19 protein-coding genes are annotated in these 17,372 nt (G+C 70.4%); 12 read left to right on the top strand and 7 right to left on the bottom strand.

The window, feature by feature from the left end; translation table 11 throughout:
* Window positions 1-91 precede the first annotated feature (91 nt).
* Window positions 92-274 carry a hypothetical protein gene (locus ACIBQX_RS24235; RefSeq protein WP_397008102.1) on the top strand — a complete coding sequence of 61 codons (183 nt, stop codon included), beginning with the start codon at window positions 92-94 and terminating at the stop codon, window positions 272-274.
* On the opposite strand, the gene ACIBQX_RS24240 is transcribed toward ACIBQX_RS24235, so the two are convergent.
* Complete coding sequence (locus tag ACIBQX_RS24240) at window positions 253-1,176, bottom strand: ROK family protein (RefSeq protein ID WP_397008104.1); 924 nt, start codon at window positions 1,174-1,176, stop codon at window positions 253-255. The genes ACIBQX_RS24235 and ACIBQX_RS24240 overlap by 22 nt on opposite strands.
* A gap of 461 nt (window positions 1,177-1,637) precedes the next feature.
* Here ACIBQX_RS24240 and ACIBQX_RS24245 point away from each other — a divergent pair, with 461 nt between their 5' ends.
* The gene (locus ACIBQX_RS24245; protein WP_397008106.1) at window positions 1,638-2,492 is read left to right on the top strand and encodes a bifunctional methylenetetrahydrofolate dehydrogenase/methenyltetrahydrofolate cyclohydrolase; all 855 of its coding nucleotides are present in this window, start codon (window positions 1,638-1,640) and stop codon (window positions 2,490-2,492) included.
* Here the strand turns inward: ACIBQX_RS24245 and ACIBQX_RS24250 are convergent.
* The gene (locus ACIBQX_RS24250) at window positions 2,483-4,105 is read right to left on the bottom strand and encodes a thiamine pyrophosphate-dependent enzyme (RefSeq protein ID WP_397008108.1); all 1,623 of its coding nucleotides are present in this window, start codon (window positions 4,103-4,105) and stop codon (window positions 2,483-2,485) included. The genes ACIBQX_RS24245 and ACIBQX_RS24250 overlap by 10 nt on opposite strands.
* A 101-nt stretch (window positions 4,106-4,206) precedes the next feature.
* Between ACIBQX_RS24250 and ACIBQX_RS24255 the strand changes: the two genes are divergently transcribed.
* Entirely contained in the window at window positions 4,207-4,971 is a 765-nt protein-coding gene (locus ACIBQX_RS24255) for an IclR family transcriptional regulator C-terminal domain-containing protein (RefSeq protein WP_397008110.1), read from the top strand.
* 175 nt (window positions 4,972-5,146) lie between these two features.
* Here the strand turns inward: ACIBQX_RS24255 and ACIBQX_RS24260 are convergent, their stop codons facing one another.
* Window positions 5,147-5,398 carry a hypothetical protein gene (locus ACIBQX_RS24260; protein WP_397008112.1) on the bottom strand — a complete coding sequence of 84 codons (252 nt, stop codon included), beginning with the start codon at window positions 5,396-5,398 and terminating at the stop codon, window positions 5,147-5,149.
* Between the two features lie 30 nt (window positions 5,399-5,428).
* Window positions 5,429-6,058, bottom strand: coding sequence for a TetR/AcrR family transcriptional regulator (locus ACIBQX_RS24265; RefSeq protein WP_397008114.1), 630 nt, complete (start codon window positions 6,056-6,058; stop codon window positions 5,429-5,431).
* An 86-nt stretch (window positions 6,059-6,144) separates the two neighbouring features.
* On the opposite strand from ACIBQX_RS24265, the gene ACIBQX_RS24270 reads away from it, so the two are divergent.
* From ACIBQX_RS24270 to ACIBQX_RS24285, 4 genes are all read left to right on the top strand, one after another.
* The gene (locus tag ACIBQX_RS24270) at window positions 6,145-6,918 is read left to right on the top strand and encodes an SDR family oxidoreductase (protein ID WP_397008116.1); all 774 of its coding nucleotides are present in this window, start codon (window positions 6,145-6,147) and stop codon (window positions 6,916-6,918) included.
* A 38-nt stretch (window positions 6,919-6,956) separates the two neighbouring features.
* Entirely contained in the window at window positions 6,957-7,643 is a 687-nt protein-coding gene (locus ACIBQX_RS24275) for a nucleotidyltransferase domain-containing protein (protein ID WP_397008118.1), read from the top strand.
* Window positions 7,644-7,781: 138 nt separating this feature from the next.
* Entirely contained in the window at window positions 7,782-8,024 is a 243-nt protein-coding gene (locus tag ACIBQX_RS24280; protein WP_397008120.1) for a hypothetical protein, read from the top strand.
* Entirely contained in the window at window positions 8,021-8,446 is a 426-nt protein-coding gene (locus tag ACIBQX_RS24285; RefSeq protein WP_397008122.1) for a type II toxin-antitoxin system VapC family toxin, read from the top strand. Before ACIBQX_RS24280 ends, ACIBQX_RS24285 begins: the two co-directional genes overlap by 4 nt.
* A gap of 323 nt (window positions 8,447-8,769) precedes the next feature.
* Here the strand turns inward: ACIBQX_RS24285 and ACIBQX_RS24290 are convergent, their stop codons facing one another.
* Window positions 8,770-9,642 carry a MurR/RpiR family transcriptional regulator gene (locus ACIBQX_RS24290; RefSeq protein WP_397008124.1) on the bottom strand — a complete coding sequence of 291 codons (873 nt, stop codon included), beginning with the start codon at window positions 9,640-9,642 and terminating at the stop codon, window positions 8,770-8,772.
* The gene (locus tag ACIBQX_RS24295) at window positions 9,627-11,096 is read right to left on the bottom strand and encodes a glycoside hydrolase family 3 protein (protein ID WP_397008126.1); all 1,470 of its coding nucleotides are present in this window, start codon (window positions 11,094-11,096) and stop codon (window positions 9,627-9,629) included. The genes ACIBQX_RS24290 and ACIBQX_RS24295 overlap by 16 nt, the downstream gene beginning before the upstream one ends.
* Before the next feature lie 88 nt (window positions 11,097-11,184).
* On the opposite strand from ACIBQX_RS24295, the gene ACIBQX_RS24300 reads away from it, so the two are divergent.
* Complete coding sequence (locus ACIBQX_RS24300) at window positions 11,185-12,714, top strand: glycoside hydrolase family 10 protein (protein ID WP_397008128.1); 1,530 nt, start codon at window positions 11,185-11,187, stop codon at window positions 12,712-12,714.
* Between the two features lie 10 nt (window positions 12,715-12,724).
* Window positions 12,725-13,846 (top strand): anhydro-N-acetylmuramic acid kinase, encoded by a 1,122-nt coding sequence (locus ACIBQX_RS24305; protein ID WP_397008130.1) that lies wholly within the window; start codon window positions 12,725-12,727, stop codon window positions 13,844-13,846.
* On the opposite strand, the gene ACIBQX_RS24310 is transcribed toward ACIBQX_RS24305, so the two are convergent.
* Window positions 13,820-14,461 (bottom strand): FHA domain-containing protein, encoded by a 642-nt coding sequence (locus tag ACIBQX_RS24310; RefSeq protein WP_189141119.1) that lies wholly within the window; start codon window positions 14,459-14,461, stop codon window positions 13,820-13,822. The two genes, ACIBQX_RS24305 and ACIBQX_RS24310, sit on opposite strands and share 27 nt — an antisense overlap.
* Before the next feature lie 181 nt (window positions 14,462-14,642).
* On the opposite strand from ACIBQX_RS24310, the gene ACIBQX_RS24315 reads away from it, so the two are divergent.
* From ACIBQX_RS24315 to ACIBQX_RS24325, 3 genes are read left to right on the top strand one after another with little or no spacing between them, the layout of a single operon-like run.
* Window positions 14,643-15,764 carry a citrate/2-methylcitrate synthase gene (locus ACIBQX_RS24315; RefSeq protein ID WP_397008133.1) on the top strand — a complete coding sequence of 374 codons (1,122 nt, stop codon included), beginning with the start codon at window positions 14,643-14,645 and terminating at the stop codon, window positions 15,762-15,764.
* Between the two features lie 19 nt (window positions 15,765-15,783).
* On the top strand, window positions 15,784-16,083 hold the full coding sequence (locus ACIBQX_RS24320; protein WP_397008135.1) for a DUF3017 domain-containing protein: 300 nt from the start codon (window positions 15,784-15,786) through the stop codon (window positions 16,081-16,083).
* A 51-nt stretch (window positions 16,084-16,134) separates the two neighbouring features.
* On the top strand, window positions 16,135-17,349 hold the full coding sequence (locus ACIBQX_RS24325; RefSeq protein ID WP_397008137.1) for an NADP-dependent isocitrate dehydrogenase: 1,215 nt from the start codon (window positions 16,135-16,137) through the stop codon (window positions 17,347-17,349).
* The last annotated feature ends 23 nt before the right edge of the window (window positions 17,350-17,372 follow it).

The raw sequence follows: 17,372 nt of genomic DNA on the forward strand, positions 1-17,372 counted from the left end.
GTCACCCGCCCATCGGGAAAACGCGGCGAGCATCCGTTCTGCGGGGTTACTCTTAACCGGCCGTTGCGCGTTTCTTCCCTCGGAGTCCTTTATGACGCTGCTTGACGCAATCCTGCACGCCATGCTCGCGGTGAACGGGTTCGCCACCAGTCCCTTCGTGCTCATCCTGCTGGCCTTCGCCGGGGCCTACCTCGGCGGACGTGTCGTGGAGTACATCCCGTTCACCCGCAGGATCATCGAGCGGCGCGAGGCTCAGCTCGCCGAGCGCGAGTAGTCCCAGGCCAGCTTGGCGGCTCCGGCGAGGCCGGCTCGCACCCCCAGCGTGGTCTGCTCCACCCGCACCGCCCTGACGAACGGCAGGCCGCCGATGTCGTCCAGGGCCCGCTCCAGCGGCCCGAACAGCACCGGCCCGGCCCCCGAGACGCCGCCGCCGATGACCACCGTGGTCACCTCCGTGGCGGCGGCCGTGGCGGCGATCATCCCGGCCAGGGCCGTGGCGCCTCGCTCGAACGCGGCCACCGCGACCGGGCTCCCGGCCGCCGCGTCCCGTGCGAGCTCGCGGGCGTCCGGTTTCCCGGTGACGTGCTCCTCAGCGGGGGTCCAGCCGTTCTCCAAGGCCCAGCGGACCATGTTCGGGCCGCTGGAGTACCGCTCCACGCAGCCGCGCCCGCCGCACTCGCAGCGCTCGCCGTACGGGTCGACCGTCATGTGACCCACATGGCCGGCGTTTCCGGTCGGGCCCAGCAGTGGCCGGCCGTCGATCACCAGGCCGCCGCCGATGCCGGTGGACACCACGATGCCGAGCAGCGCGGCGCTGCCCCGGCCGGCGCCCAGCCAATGCTCGCCGAGCGCCATGCACTGGGCGTCGCCGGCCAGGACGGTGGGCAGGCCGGTCAGCTCGCGTACCTCGTCACGCAGGGGGAAGCCGCGCCAGCTCGGCATGTTCACCGGGCTGACCGTGCCGGCGGCCAGGTCCAGCGGCCCGGCGCAGCCGATCCCGGCGGCGCTCGGCTCGGGGCCGTCCTCGGACACCTCCTTGATCAGCGTGGCGAGCGAGGCCATGACGTCCTCACGCGGGGTGGGGCGGGTGGCGGAGCGCAGTACGGAACCGTTCTCGTCCACCAGGGCGGCGGCGAGCTTGGTTCCTCCGATGTCAATGGCGAGTACGTGAGTCATCAGCGTTCGTGGTGGTCGTCGGGCCGGCGGGGGTCGCCAGGGTGGTCCAGTCCGGGCACGAGCTCTACCTTCGCGGCGCGCGTTTCATCGAGCCGCCGCGCGAACGCCAGGCGCCGGGCGGCGGGGAGCGGCGGCGCGGACAACAGGCGAGCGAACAAAGGTCACCCCTCGATGAGCGCGATGCTGGCGTTCGTCACACTATGCCGTCTCAAGACCGATGACAACGATGTCATTTGTGACGCCGACCACCCCCAGGACCCCTTGACCGGCCGACCGAGCGCACGTTACGGCGCCGCGCCCGCTCCACCGGAGAACCGTTCCCCTGGACCGACCCCGGCCACGGACGGTGACCGGGCCTTCCCGGGGCCGGCCGTAAAAGATCGAAACCGTGAACGGCGGGGCGGCGATCACAGGGCGGGGCGCTTGCAGGCGGCCGTGGGCGGTCATGAAAGGATCGGCACATGAGCGCAGTGATACTCGACGGCAAGGCGACCGCCGCAAAGACCAAGGCAGACCTAGCGACCCGGGTGGCCGCGCTCAAGGAGCGGGGCATCACGCCGGGCCTGGGCACCGTGCTGGTGGGCGACGACCCCGGCAGCCAGATCTACGTGGCGGGCAAGCACCGCGACTGTGCCGAGGTGGGCATCTCCTCGATCCGCGTCGACCTGCCGGAGACCGCCTCGCAGGCCGACGTCGAGGCCGCCATCGACGAGCTCAACGCCTCCCCCGAGTGCACCGGCTACATCGTCCAGCTGCCGCTGCCCAGGCACCTCGACACCATGGCCCTGCTGGAGCGGATGGACCCGGCCAAGGACGCCGACGGCCTCCACCCGATCAACCTCGGCCGCCTCGTCCACATGGTCGACGCGCCGCTGCCGTGCACGCCGCACGGGATCGTGCTGCTCCTGCAGGAGTACGGCGTGCCGATCAAGGGCGCTGAGGTGGCCGTGGTCGGGCGCGGCATCACCGTGGGCCGCTCCCTCGGCCTGCTGCTCACCCGGCGCAGCGAGAACGCCACCGTGACCCTCTGCCACACCGGCACCCAGGACCTGGCCGGCCACGTTCGCCGCGCCGACATCGTGGTGGCGGCGGCGGGTGTGCCCGGCCTGATCACCCCCGAGATGGTCAAGCCCGGCGCGGCCGTGCTCGACGTCGGCGTCTCCCGCGTCGACGGCAAGATCGCCGGTGACGTCGCGCCCGGGGTGGAGAAGGTGGCGGGCTTCCTCACGCCCAACCCCGGTGGCGTCGGCCCGATGACCCGCGCCCTGCTGCTCTCCAACGTGGTCGAGGCCGCCGAGCGGGGTCCTCAGGCCTGAAAATCCGGATCCACGCTCACGCTGACGTCGAGCAGTAGGGGTTCGCGACGGGCGGCCAGCGTGGGCAGCACATCGTCCAGCGCGGCGGTCAGCTCGCGGTGATCGTCGATCCGGATGGCCTCGCAGCCCAGCGCCCTGGCCATCCCGGCCATGCTCACCTCGTCGAACGCCGGCCAGGGCGCCTTGCCACCGTGCTGCTCCGCCAGCCGGTCCATCACCGCGTAACGCCCGTTCGCCAGCACCACGAACAGCGTTCCGACGCGGTAGTGGGCCGCGCTCCACAGGGCCTGCACCCCGCAGAGCGCGGCCCCGTCGCCCACTACCGCCACCACCGGCCGGCCGGGCAGCGCCATCCGCAATCCCACGGCCGCGGGCAGCGCGAACCCCAGCCCGCCCATCGCCGCGGACACGAACCCCAGCGGGTTGCGGGCGGGCAGCAGCCTGTGCAGATCGGGCCGGGAGGACGGCGTCTCCTCGACGAGCACCACGTCTCCGGGCAGCCGCGCGGCCAGCTCCCGCAGCACCCGCACGGGCCGCAACGGCCCGTCCGTCACGGGTTCGGTACGGCGCGCGGCGTCTCCAGGCTCCCGCAGTGGGACGGGCGCGGCGGGCGCGCGGCCTGGTCCGGGCGCACGAGAGGGCAGAAGTACGGCCAGCCGCGCGCACACCTGGTCAGGCCGGGCGAGGTAGGCCAGCTCGGCCGGGCTCCGATGCGCCTCCGCGGGGTCGTCGGTCACCAGCGCGACGGTGGTGCCGGGCTCGACCAGCGGGCCGGGTTCGTACCCGTACTGCCGGAAGACCGGCGCGCCCACCGTCAGCACCACGTCATGCGCTGCCAGCGCCGCCCGCAGCCGCGGCCGGTCGGCGGGCAGCACGCCCGCGTACAGGGGATGATCCTGCGGGAACCCGGCCCGCGCCCCGAAGCTCTCCTGCCAGACCGGGCACCCCAGCCGCTCGGCCAGCGCCACGAGCGAGTCCCAGCCGTGGCTGGCGCCCGCGCCGGTGACGATCGCCGGAGCGCGGGCGCCCGCCAGAAGCTCGACCAGCGGCGTCAGGTCGGCGTCCGTGACCGACACCGGGCGGAGCAGTCTGGCGGGCGCGGTCACGGTCTCGCCTTCGTACGGCGCTGCCCAGTCGTCCATCGGCACCACCACCAGGGCCGGGCCGCGGAAGGTGACGGCCTGGTGGAAGGCGCGGGCGACGGCGCCGGGAACGTCCTGGGCGCGCACCGGATGGTCGGTGTGGACGGGATAGTCGCCGGCCAGCCCCGCCAGCCGCCCGGCGAGGAACGGTTCCTGCGCCAGGTGCCTGCGGTCCTGCTGGCCCACCAGGATCACCATCGGCACCCGGTTCGCCCGGGCGGTGGCGATCGCCCCGACCGCGTTGCCGAGTCCGGCGGTGGTGTGCAGCACGGCGAGCGCGGGCGCGTCGTGGCCGATGGCCCAGCCGGTGGCCATCCCGACCACCGAACCCTCGTGCAGGGCGAGCACGAAGTCGAGGTCGTCGGGCAGCCCCATCAGCAGGCTGATCTCGGTGGAGCCCGGGTTGCAGAAGATCGTGGTCATCCCGGTCTGTCTGAGCACCTCGAACGTCGCGTCCTTGACCGTGTTCACGGCGTCCCCTTGTTCACTATGCGTACACCTATTCACATGCCGAACAATCCCGTATGGTAAGGAATCTATGTCTTTGTCGGCCTATGTTGTCAAGGATTCCCATGGTTGATCACGTCCAGTCGCTCGCCCGGGGTCTGGCCGTGATCCGCGCGTTCAGCGCCACCGCGCCGGCCCTGACCTTGAGCGAGGTGGCCCGCGAGACCGGCCTCACCCGCGCGACGGCCAGGCGGTTCCTGCTGACGCTGGTCGAGCTGGGGTACATGCGCAGCGACGGGCGACTGTTCACGCTCACGCCACGCGTCCTGGAGCTCGGGTACGCCTACCTGTCCAGCCTGTCACTGCCCGAGGTCGCCGCCCCGCACCTGGAACGCCTGGCCGCCGAGGTCCACGAGTCGGCCTCGGTGGCGGTGCTCGACGGCGAGGACGTGGTGTACGTGGCCCGCGTGGCGACGGCCCGGGTCATGCGGGTGACGATCAGCATCGGCACCCGGTTCCCCGCGTACTGCACCTCCATGGGCCGCGTCCTGCTCGCCGCCCTCCCCTCGGCCGACCTGGACGACTACCTGTCCCGGGCCACCCTGCGCCCCTTCACCTCCCGCACCCTTACCTCCCCGACGGCGCTGCGCGCCGAGCTCGACCAGGTACGCGGGCGCGGCTGGGCGATGGTGGACCAGGAATTGGAGGAGGGGTTGCGGTCCTTGGCGGTACGCATCCGGAACCGCTCCGGTACGACGGTGGCGGCGGTGAACGTCTCGACGCATGCCAGCCGTACGACCTTGCAGCATGTCAGGCGTGAGCTGCTGCCCCTGCTCCAGGCGACGGCGGCCCGGATCGAATCGGACCTGTCCGCCCAGACCCGCACCTGACGACGTAGCCGTCGTGAGCAGGCTCCGGCGTCAGTCGGTGAAGGGCCGGTCATGGTGAGCGGCCAGGACGGTGCAGCGCCAGATGCGCCAGACCACCGGCCGGGCGTACCACCCAGCCGGGCGGGTCGAGGTGCGCGGCCAGGTCGTCGAGCGTGGCGTTGGTTGCGAGGCAGGGTCAGCGGGTCGCGTCGGGCATGCGAACCGTGACGTAGGGATGCGGCTGCTCCAGCCACTCGCCGGTCAGCCGCGCCCCGGTGGTGCGGTCGATGACTGCGAGGGAGGCGGCCCTCCAGTCGTAGTCGGCGCGGTCATCGAGGTCGTCCTCATCCTCGTCCTCGTCGAGGTCCTCAGGCACGGGCCCCGCGAAGAAATCCGTCGACGGTGAGGACGTGGTGTACGTGACCCGCGTGGCGACGGCCCGGGTCATCTCTGACCGCCGAACCCACGCCGCGGTTGTTCAGCTCGGTCGGTCTGGGTGGCGTCCTGGCCAGGCGGCCAGTGCCATTTCGGCGATCTGGGCCAGCTCCGCCGCGTCGGCACCGTCCCGGGCGCGCTGTGACATTCCTTGGATGATGACGGCGAAGTAGCCGGCCAGTGCGGCGGGGTCGGCGTCGGCGTGGAGTTCGCCTTGCTGCCGGGCGGTGCTCAGGCGGTCGCGCAGGGCCGCGAGGTTGGCGTTGCGCAGGTCGCGCAGGAAGTCCGCGATGTCGGCGTCCTGGACGGTGACGTTGGTGGCGGCGCTGATGGTCAGGCAACCGGCCGGGTGGGAGGGATCGGGGTAGATCGCCGCCGCCTCGCGCAGCATGCGGGCGACCGCCCGGTAGGCCGTGGGTTCCTCGCGCAGCGCGGCGCCGGCGAACGCGCCGGCGGGCAAGTGGGCGTAGACCTGCACCGCCTCTTTGAACAGCGCCTTCTTGTCGCCGAAGGCGGCGTACAGGCTGCCCGGCCGGATGCCCATCGCCTCGGTGAGCTCGTTGAGAGAGGTCGCCTCATAGCCGCGCGCCCAGAACAGCCGGATGGCCGCGGCGAGTGCGGCGTCGCGATCGAACGTGCGCGGACGTCCTCGTGTCGTACCTGCCTGACTCATGACCTCATTCTAGAGCGCTCACTCAAGAATCCGTGTTAGCCTCTTTCTTGAGTAATCGCTCAACAAATATGAGGTGGACGAGCATCATGGGCGCACGCGCACTCGACGACAAGGTGGCGCTGGTCACCGGCGGCAGCAGGGGAATCGGCCGGGCCATCGCCGAGCGGTTCGGGCGGGATGGTGCCGTCGTGGCCGTCGGCTTCGCCCGCGACCAGGCCGCGGCCGACGAGGTCGTCGAAAAGATCGGCAAGGACGGCGGCCGGGCGTTCGCGATCCGGGCCGAGCTGGGCCGGCACGGCGACGCGGCCGCGCTCTGGGCCTCGTTCGACGATCAGATCGAACTGCACTCTCCCCAGGCAGGCGTCGACGTCATCGTCAACAACGCCGGCATCGACGGCGGCACGGACCTGGCGTCCCTCACCGAAGAAGGATTCGACGACGTCTTCGCGGTCAACGTCCGGGCGCCGTTCTTCATCGTGCAGCAAGGGCTCAAGCGGCTGCGCGACGGCGGGCGCATCATCAACATCTCCAGCGGTGCGGCCCGGCTGGCCCTGCCGCAGAGCATCGCTTACGGCTCCACCAAGGGCGCCCTGGACACCTTCACCCTCAACCTGGCCAAACAACTGGGCCCGCGAGGTATCACGGCCAACTCGGTGTCCGCCGGGATCACCGACACCGACATGAACGCGGAATGGCTGCGCGGCAACCCGCAGGCCCACGCCCACGCCGCCTCACTGGCCGCCCTCGGCCGGGTCGGGCAGCCCGAGGACATCGCCGGCATCGTGGCCTTCCTCGCCTCTGACGACGCCCGCTGGGTGACCGGCAGAGCGATCGACGCCACCGGCGGCGCCGGACTGTGATCCAGGGCGGGGAAGCGCGGCCCCACGCCTACTTCCGTGTGATCGGATACGTCCTTGTGGATGACGTATCGCTGAGGGCGCTTGCGCAGCGGATGGTGGCGATCCCTGGGATGGTGGCGGTGGTGCTCGGCGGTAGTCGGGCCCGTGGTACACACCGCCCGGATTCGGACATCGATCTGCGCCTGTACTACCGAGGCGACCTGGAGATGACGGCGCTGCGAGCGCTGGCCGTACAGGAGGCCGGCGAACAGGCCGAGATGACCACGCCGGGCGGCTGGGGACCATGGGTCGACGGCGGCGGCTGGTTGACCATCGGCGGCTGGCGAGTTGACTGGATCTACCGCGATCTGGACCGGGTCCACCGGATCTGGGCCGACTGCCAGGAAGGTCGCTACGAAATCGGCTCGCAGGCCGGTCATCCGCTGGGGTTCTACTCCCATGCGTATGCCGGCGAGGTGGCACTGTGCCGGGTGCTGGCCGATCCGAGTGGAGAGCTCACCGATCTGCAGGAAGGTGTCCGTGCCTACCCTGAAGCGCTGAGGGCCGCGCTGGTGAACGGGCTGTGGGAGGCGGACTTCTCCGTGACACTGGCGCGGTACGGGGCGGTCGGTTCCGATCCTGCCCATGCGGCCGGCTGCCTGTTCCGCGCCGTCGGCGTCGCCTGCCAGGCCCTGCACGGTCACGCCATGTGGGCGAGTCAACGGAGCGGATCGAGCAGTCTGTGACAGACGCGGCCCTCCTGATGGAGGAGGTACGAACAGCAGTCGGCCGCTGACCCGGACCGTCATCGAGTAGTCGCCGAAGAGAACGGTCACTTCTGAGTCGCACTGGCCGGGAGATGGGCGCCGCGTACACTAGAAGACATGACCGTTGCCCACGACTACGAGGACATGCACCACCTCGTCGACCGACTGCCTCCGGACGGTGTGCGGCGTCTGCGTGTTTTGGTCGAGTCCGACCCGGAGCTGGCAAGGTTTGCGGAGGTGTCGGACTCTGAGACCGGGCGACGAGAGCTGTCGTTCATCGGCTTGGGGGCTTCCGGGCGAAGCGATATTTCCGAACGGCATGACGAACTGCTTCGGGAGGGGTTGGATCGTCCTTCGTGACGGTCACCCTGTTGGACACTGGAGTCCTGTACGCCGCGATCGATCGATCAGACGCTCGTCATGAGGTCTCAGCACGAATGCTCGCCACTATCCGCGGTCGGCTCTTGCTTCCCACCACTGTGCTGACCGAGACCTCCTGGCATGTGGAGAAGAATCTTGGGGCAAAGAGCGAAGCCGCGTTCCTGATGTCGGTCGCGCGAGGCGAACTCTCATTGGTGGATCTGGTTCCTGCGGACGTGGACCGTGCTGCGGAACTTGTGGAAATGTACGAGGACCTGCGGCTGGGCCTGGTCGATGCTTCGGTGATCGCGCTGGCGGAACGACTGGGCGTCTCGAGAGTCGCTACCCTTGATCGTCGGCATTTCTGCGCTGTCCGACCGCGCCACGTCACAGCTTTTACTCTGCTGCCCGAAACCCTGTGAGGCTTCGTGAAGTCGCGGAAGTCGTGCCGCCGCCACCTGTGGCCACTGCTCTCAAGCTGTGCCCAGATGACCGCGCTGTGGTGCGGCGACGCGTGATGCTCGTTGAAGATCGTCCCGTTGAACTTACCGATTCGTACCATGCCATCTCGCCCGTCGGACGGGGGCCGGAGGCCACCGGCAAGGGGGCGCGGGGGAGCTCGGCTCCCCCGGAAACACAGCCCGAGCCGAGTCGCGCGAAGCGCGCCGACTGCGAGGACCTTGCCGTTGAGAGGCAGGCAGGCGGGCGCATAAGGCCGTTGACGGCAGTGGGCTACAAAGAGCCGTCAGGTGCGGCGGCGGTAGCGGTCGGTGGCTTCGCGGGTGGCTCGGATGGCCGCGTCCGCCCGGTCGTACGTGCGCTGGGCCAGCCCCACGAAGATGCAGTCCACGATCAGCAGCTGGCTGATCCGGCTGGCCAGCGCCCCGGGCCGGAACGCCGTCTCCCGCCCGGCCGACACCAGCGTGTGGTCGGCCATCCCGGCCAGCGACGACCGGGGGTTGTTGGTGACGGCCACCACCAGGGCCCCCGCGTCGGCCGCCGTGCGGGCCGGGACGAGCACGTCGGGGGTCTCGCCGCTGCAGCTGATCGCCACCACCACGTCACCGTCCTTGAGCAGCGCCGCGCTGGTCAGCGCCAGATGGGCGTCGCTGAACGGGTGGCTGGACAGTCCGATCCGCAGCAGCTTCTGCGACATGTCGGTGGCCACCAGCCCGGAGGCGGCCACGCCGTACACGTCCACCCGGCGCGCGTCCGCGATGGCCGTGACGACCTCGCCCAGCTGGTCGGGGTCGAGCTGGGCGGCGGTGTCGGCGAGCGCCTCCGACTCGGCCCGCGCCACCTTGGCGATCACGTCGGTGAGCGGGTCGTCGGGGCCGAGGTCGCCGGGGACCAGCCGTTCGGGCTCCTTGGCGACGGCGGCGGCCAGGGCGAAGCGCATCTGTGAGTAGCCGCCGAAGCCGAGTGCCCTGGCGGTGCGCACGATGGTCGCCTCGCTCGTGCCGGACACCACGCTGAACTCGGTGATCGTGCTGCGGACGATCAGGCCGGGGTCGGCGAGGATGATGCGGGCGATGGACTGCGCCGCCGGGGTGAGCGACGGCAGCACGGCTCGTACGGCCGCGACGGGGTTGGAGCTGGACGTCACGACGTCAGCCACTCGGCCGCCGCTTGGGCGGAGACGCGGGAGATGCCGTGGGTGGCGAGGTGCGCGGCGCCGGAGGGGGCGTCCGGGATGCCGGTGTCGACGATGATCACGTCCGGTCGCGTCTTCACGGCCTGCGCCACCCGGTCCTGGACCCAGGGGTGGCGGGCGGCGTCGTGCACCACGAGCACGACGGGCCGCTGCTCGGCTCCCGATCCGCGTCCGGCGCTCGCCGCGAGTCCGGGGCCGAGGCGGGGGAGCGGGCCTCCGGGCTCCAGCTGTACGCGTGCGGTGTCGGGGAGCAGGGCGGTCAGCGCGGCGGTGATGCCGGCCGGTGTCGCGGGGTCCACGGCCTGGTTGAGGCGGGTGTTGACCTCCACCACGAGCGGCCCCATGGTCAGGGTGGCCGCTCCAGTCACGGTCAGCGCGGCGCGGGCGGCGTCCAGGCCGACGTCCGGATCGTCGGTGTCGTCGTCGAGGCGCAGGGCCGCCTGCTCGTCGTACCAGCTCGCCAGTGCGCGCACCCGCGCGCCCGCTTCCGCGAGGCGCTCCTCGGGCAGGCTGCCGGACCGGACGGCGGCCACGACGGCGTCGCGGATCTCGTACAGGCTCTGTTCGGTGGTCAGGCCGACGCAGACGGCGTCGACGCCGGCGGCGAGCGCGCGTGCGGTGATCTCCCCGGGGCTGAACCTGGCGGCCACCGCCCGCATCTCGATGGCGTCCGTGACGAGCATCCCGTCGAAGCCGAGCTCGCCCCTCAGGAGCTCGGTCAGGATGGTCCGGCTCAGCGTCGCGGGCAGGTCCGGATCCAGGGCGGGGACGAGGAGGTGGCCGCACATGATCGAGCGCACGCCGGCCGAGATGGCGGCCCGGAACGGCGGCAGGTCGCGCTCGTCGAGCACCTCGCGGGAGGCGTGCACGGTGGGCAGCTCCAGGTGGGAGTCGGTGACCGTGTCGCCGTGGCCGGGGAAGTGCTTGGCGCAGGCGGCGACGCCGGCGCCCTGGACGCCGTTGACGTAGGCGACGGTGTGGCGGGCCACCAGGTCGGCGGTGGGGCCGAAGGAGCGGACGCCGATGACCGGGTTGGCGGGATTGGCGTTCACGTCGGCGGCCGGGGCGTAGTCGAGGGTGACGTCGGCCCGCGCGAGCATGCGGCCGATCTGGCGGGCCACCCGTTCGGTCAGCGCGACGTCGTCGACCACGCCGAGCGCGCGGTTGCCGGGGAAGGAGCTGCCGGAGGCGACCTCGAAGCGGGTGACCACGCCTCCTTCCTCGTCGACGGCGACGACGGCGCCGGGGTTCTCGGCTCTGATCTGCTGGACGACCTGCGCACTCGGCGCATTGCGGGCGAACAGCACGACACCGCCGAGCCCCTGGCCGAGCGCTCCGCGCATCCAGTCGGGGACCGAGGTCCCCGCGTAGCCTGGCTGGAGCACTGCCATGGCCAGTCGGTACAGGTCAGCGGTCATTCGGCATTTTCCTTCACGGTTGTTGATCTGAAGGTAATTTTCTGTCATCGTCGCCCTCGACACAACCTCTTCCGAGGAGCCACCCCCCATGCACAGCCGAAGGACCCTCCTCAAAGGTCTCGCACTGGCCGCAGCCGCCTCAGCGGTCCCCCTGCCCGCGTTCGCGGCCACCGACCACGTGCCCCCGCTGCGCCAGATGCGCGGCATGTGGATCGCGTCAGTGGTGAACATCAACTGGCCGTCCAAGCAGGGCCTGAGCGCCGACGAGCAGAAGGCCGAATACCTCGCCTGGCTGGACCTGGCCGTCGAGCGCAAGCTCAACTCGGTGTTCGTGCAGATCAGGCCCACCGCGGACGCCTTCTGGCCGTCACCGTTCGAGCCCTGGTCGCACTGGCTGACGGGCACCCAGGGGCAGGACCCCGGCTACGACCCGCTCGGCTTCGCCGTGGCCGAGACGCACAAGCGCGGCCTGGCCTTCCACGCCTGGTTCAACCCGTACCGCGTCTCCATGCAGGCGGACCCGGCCCAGCTCCACCCGGACCACCCCGGGCGCAAGCATCCCGACTGGATCCTGCCGTTCGGCGGCAAGCTCTACTACAACCCGGGCATGCCGGAGGTCCGCAAGTTCTGCCAGGACGCGATGCTGGACGCGCTGGCCCGCTACGACATCGACGGCCTGCACTTCGACGACTACTTCTACCCGACCAACAGCACGGCCTTCGACGACAGCGCCGCCTTCGCCCAGCACGGCGGCGGCTTCCCCGACCTGGCCACCTGGCGGCGGCACAACGTCGACCTGATGGTCTCGGAGATGCAGCAGCGGGTGCGCGAGGTCAAGCCGGAGACCGCCTGGGGCATCAGCCCGTCCGGCATCTGGCGCAACAAGGGCACCGACCCGCTCGGCTCCGACACCAACGGCGGGCAGTCCTACGACAACCTGCACGCCGACACCCGCGGCTGGGTGCAGAAGGGCTGGCTGGACTACATCGCGCCGCAGCTCTACTGGTACATCGGGCAGCCGCCCGCCGACTACTCCAAGCTGGTGCCGTGGTGGTCGGACGTGGCCGACGGCACCGGCACCCTGCTGTGGATCGGCCAGGCCGCGTACAAGGCGGGTGATCCCGCCCAGGCGCCCGAATGGCAGGACCCGGCCGAGCTGTCCGACCACCTCACGCTCAACCGCGACCACCCGCAGATCGGCGGCGACATCTGGTACAACGCCAACGACCTGCGCGCCGACCGGATCGGCTCGATCAGCACCGCAGTCAACGACCACTACACGCGACCGGCGCTCGCGCCGGTGCTGCCCAGGCTGGCGAATGGCCGGCCGCCGCGCAAGCCGGTGCTGGCCTACGCGCTGCGCCGGCACGGTGGGGTGGAGGTGCGCGCGGTGGCCGCCGGACGGGACGAGCCGTTCCAGTTCGCCGTCTTCCGCTTCCCGCGCCGGGCGTCGGCGTCGGGCTTCCGCGACGCCCGCCACCTGGTCGCCGTCCTGCCCGGTGACCGGCAGGTGCGCTGGCGGGACGCGGACGGCCGGCGTGGGGACCACTACTACGTGGTGGCGGTGGACCGGGCCAACCGGACCAGCGAGCCGAGCAACGGCTTCAGGGTCATCTAGGGGGAGTGCGATGCGGGTTCTCGGCCTCATCTCGGGCACCTCGCACGACGGTGTCGACAGCGCCGTGGTGGACTGGTCGCTCGACGGCGGCGTGCTGACCGGCACACTGCTGCATCTGGGGGAACGGCCGTACGAGCCCGGGCTGAGAGCCCGCATCGTGGCGGCGCTGCCGCCGCACCGGATCGACCTGGGCGAGGTCTGCGCCCTGGACACGCTCATCGGCCTGGGGTTCGGGGAGGGGGGGGCCGGCGCGCCGGCCGCCGACCTGATCTGCTCCCACGGTCAGACGCTCTTCCACTGGGTGGAGGACGGGCGGGTGCTGGGCACCCTGCAGCTCGGCCAGCCGGCCTGGATCGCCGAGCGCACCGGGCGGCCGGTGGTGTCGGACGTACGGGCGCGCGACGTCGCGGCGGGCGGGCAGGGGGCGCCGCTGGTGTCCTACCTCGACCTGCTGCTCATGGCGGGCATGCCGGGCCGCACCGGGGCGCTGAATCTGGGCGGGATCGCCAACCTGACCGTGCGGGAGCCGGTCGTGGCCTACGACACCGGGCCGGCCTGCGCGCTCATCGACGCCGCCGCGCCGCCGTACGACCGGGACGGGGAGCTGGCGGCGGCGGGCACGATCGACACCGGGCTCCTTGAGGAGCTGCTGGCCGAGCCGTACTACCGCCAGGAACCACCCAAGTCCACAGGTAAGGAGCTTTTCACGCCCGACTACGTGAAGGCGGACCTGCCGCAGGCGGACCTGGTCGCCACGCTGACCGCGCTCACGGCCGAGACGGTGGCGGCGGAGATCCGCAGGCACCGCCTCGACACGGTGATCGTCTCAGGCGGCGGGGCGCGTAACCCCACGTTGATGAGCATGCTGCGCCTGCGAGCGTCACCGGCGACGTTCGTGACCAGTGACGAGCTCGGCGTGCCGGCCGACGGCAAGGAGGCGATCGCCTTCTCGCTGTTCGGCTGGCTCACCGCACACGGCCTGCCCGCCACCGTGCCCAGGTGTACAGGCGCCTCAGGCGCCCGGGTCCTGGGCACGATAACGCCGGGTTCCGATCCGCTGACGCTGCCGGAACCCCTCGCCGAAGCCCCGGTCGCGATCCGTCTCTCAGGAAGCCCTGCGCCCCGCCGCTGACGGCTCGGCAGGAGCCCCCGACCGCTGTGGTGGCACCACAGGTGTCGGACGCACCAGGCCCAGTGCGACCACCTCGTTGGCCAGCCGCGTGCGCCGGTTGGTGCCTTCGGGAATCCTGAACTTCTGATACAGCCGCAGCAGGTGCTGCTTGACCGCGGCTTCGGTCACGACCAGGTCGTCGGCGATTTCCCGTGCGGTAGCCGGGGCGACGAACGCCTCGTCCGACAGCGCCGGCCTGCAGAGCGAGGTCAGCACATCGACCTCGCGTCTGGTCAGCTCGGGCGCCGCGGCCCTGCGGAGTTCGACCTCGGGGGTGAAGTCCTCACGGGGGACTCCACCGATGCGACCGCGTGCCGCGCCGAAGGAGACGACGTCGCCGTCGTCGAGCACCCTCCGTGCGATCGGCCTGCCGTTCACCCGTGTGCCGTTGCGGGACAGGCCCAGGTCAACGACATACAGGTAGGGTCCTCGCCTGACGAACTCGGCATGGAGCCGAGACACGCTGGGATCGCTGAGCCGGATGTCCGCGCCCCGGCCCCTTCCCACCGTTGTGATCTCGGGGCGCAACGGGACCACCTCGCCGGTGTCCTCGATGCGTATGAACGGCCCCTCCACGGCAGTTCCTCCCCAGGTAGCCCGCCGTAACTATTACTACAGCTGCGGCTTACCCAAACGTGGGGATGCGGAATCGCCTTTGCCGAAACGAGAATCGTGCTTGAAATTGATCTGACCCCTTGAGACTGGTTTTGCCTGCTCACAGGTAGACTTCCACGGGAGATAAGCGGAGGAAGTACTCATGGCGGACAAGCCCACAAAAGGCCTGGCAGATGTCGTCGCAGCGTCCACAGCGCTCAGCGACATCGACGGGAAGGCCGGTCGCCTGTTCTATCGTGGATACGACATCCACGACCTGGCCGGCCGCGCGACGTTCGAAGAGACCGCACACCTGCTGCAGCGCGGGAAGCTGCCCGACCGGGCCGAGCTCGCCGCCTACGGTGAGGAGCTGGTGCGTGGCCGGGAGCTGGGCGCGCTCGTCTCGGCGAACATCTCCGAGATCGCCGAGAAGCAGAAACCGATGGAGGCGCTGCGCACCCTCGTGTCGCTCGCCGGTGCTGACGACCCGGACAAGGACGCCAACTCCCGCGAGGCCAACCTGGCCAAGGCGGCCCGCCTCACCGCGCAGCAGCCCCTGCTGGTCGCCCGCTTCCACGCCGCCCGCAGCGGCGGCCAGGCGCCCGAGCCGGATCCGTCGCTCAGCGTCGCCGCCAACTTCCTGCTCCAGGTCACCGGCCGCAGCCCCGCACAGCGCGAGGTCGAGATCTTCGACGCCTGCCTGGTCCTGCACGCCGACCACACCATGAACGCCTCCACCTTCGCCGCCCGGGTCTGCGCCGCGACCCTGTCGGACATGCACTCCGCCATCGTCGCCGCCATCGGCACGCTCAAGGGCCCGCTGCACGGCGGCGCGAACGAGCAGGTCATGAAGACGCTCGAGTCGATTTCACCGACGGGCGTCGCCCAGGCCGTGCGCGACAAGCTCGCCGCCGGCGAGAAGATCATGGGCTTCGGCCACCGCGTCTACAAGACCGAGGACCCGCGCGCCACCCACCTGCGCAGGATGTCGCAGGAGCTGGCCGAGGCGGCCGGTGACGCCACCTACTACCGGATGTCCAAGGAGATGGAGGAGGTCGTCTTCGAGACCAAGGGGCTCTATCCGAACGTCGACTTCTACGCGGCGTCCGTCTACCACTACCTTGGGATCCCGACCGACCTGTTCACCCCCGTCTTCTCGATCAGTCGCATGTCCGGCTGGACCGCGCACGTGATCGAGCAGCACGCGGACAACCGCCTGATTCGCCCCGACAGCGAATACATCGGCGAGACGGACCAGAAGTGGAAGCCGATCGACGAACGATGAGCCTTTGAACGATGAGCCCGTGAGCGAGAGCCACGAACGTGCGAGCTGGGGGCCGTACCCGCTGATCCTGGCGGGTGCGGCCGTCGGCGTGGGGCTGATCTTCCTGATCGACGTGCGGTGGGGCGGCTTCGCGGTGGGCGCCGTCCTCATGATCGGCGCCGCGCTGCGCTTCGCCGGCTACGGCGGCCCGCTCGCCGTGCGCAGCAGGAGAGCCGACGTCACCACGCTCGGCCTGTCCGGCTTCGTGCTGGTGCTGAGCTCGCTGCTGCTCTACAACAACGCGTTGAAGGCGCTCATCCAGTCCCTTTTCTCCGGCTGAGGGGCGTCCGATAGCCTCAACGTATCCATTCATTGAAGGGGAACCATTCGCATGCCCAAGATCAAGGTGGAGGGTTCGGTCGTCGAGCTTGACGGCGACGAGATGACCCGGATCATCTGGCAGTTCATCAAGGACCAGCTGATCCTTCCCTACCTCGACGTCGACCTGAAGTACTACGACCTCGGCATCGAGCGACGCGACGCCACGGACGACCAGATCACGATCGACGCCGCCAACGCCATCAAGAAGTACGGCGTCGGTGTGAAGTGCGCCACCATCACCCCGGACGAGGCGCGGGTGGAGGAGTTCGGCCTCAAGAAGATGTGGAAGTCCCCGAACGGGACCATCCGCAACATCCTCGGCGGTGTCATCTTCCGCGAGCCGATCATCATGTCCAACGTGCCGAGGCTCGTCCCCGGCTGGACCAAGCCGATCGTCGTCGGCCGTCACGCCTTCGGCGACCAGTATCGCGCCACCGACCTCAAGATCCCCGGCGAGGGCTCGCTCACCCTCACGTACACGCCGAAGGACGGCTCCGAGCCGATCGAGCTCGACGTGTACGACTTCCCGGGCCCCGGCATCGCGATGGCCATGTACAACCTGGACGAGTCGATCCGCGACTTCGCCCGCGCGTCCATGCGCTACGGCCTCAACCGCAACTACCCGGTCTACCTCTCGACGAAGAACACCATCCTCAAGGCGTACGACGGCCGCTTCAAGGACATCTTCGCCGAGGTCTTCGAGACCGAGTTCAAGGACGAGTTCGCCGCCGCCGGCATCACCTACGAGCACCGCCTCATCGACGACATGGTCGCCGCGGCCATGAAGTGGGAGGGCGGCTACGTCTGGGCGGCGAAGAACTATGACGGCGACGTCCAGTCCGACACCGTCGCGCAGGGCTTCGGCTCGCTGGGCCTGATGACCTCGGTGCTGATGACCCCCGACGGCCGCACCGTCGAGGCCGAGGCCGCGCACGGCACGGTGACCCGCCACTACCGCGAGCACCAGAAGGGCAACGCCACTTCCACGAACCCGATCGCCTCGATCTTCGCGTGGACCCGTGGCCTGGCACACCGCGGCAAGCTCGACAACACGCCCGCGGTGACCGCGTTCGCCGACACGCTGGAGCAGGTCTGCGTCGAGACGGTCGAGAGCGGCCAGATGACCAAGGACCTGGCGCTGCTGGTCGGCGGCGACGCCAAGTGGCTGACCACCCAGGACTTCCTGGGCGCGCTCGACGAGAACCTGAAGAAGAAGATGGCCTGAGCCGTCTCACGTGGAGGGCCGCC

The organism is Nonomuraea sp. NPDC049714 (genome assembly GCF_044465295.1).
Classification (GTDB): domain Bacteria; phylum Actinomycetota; class Actinomycetes; order Streptosporangiales; family Streptosporangiaceae; genus Nonomuraea.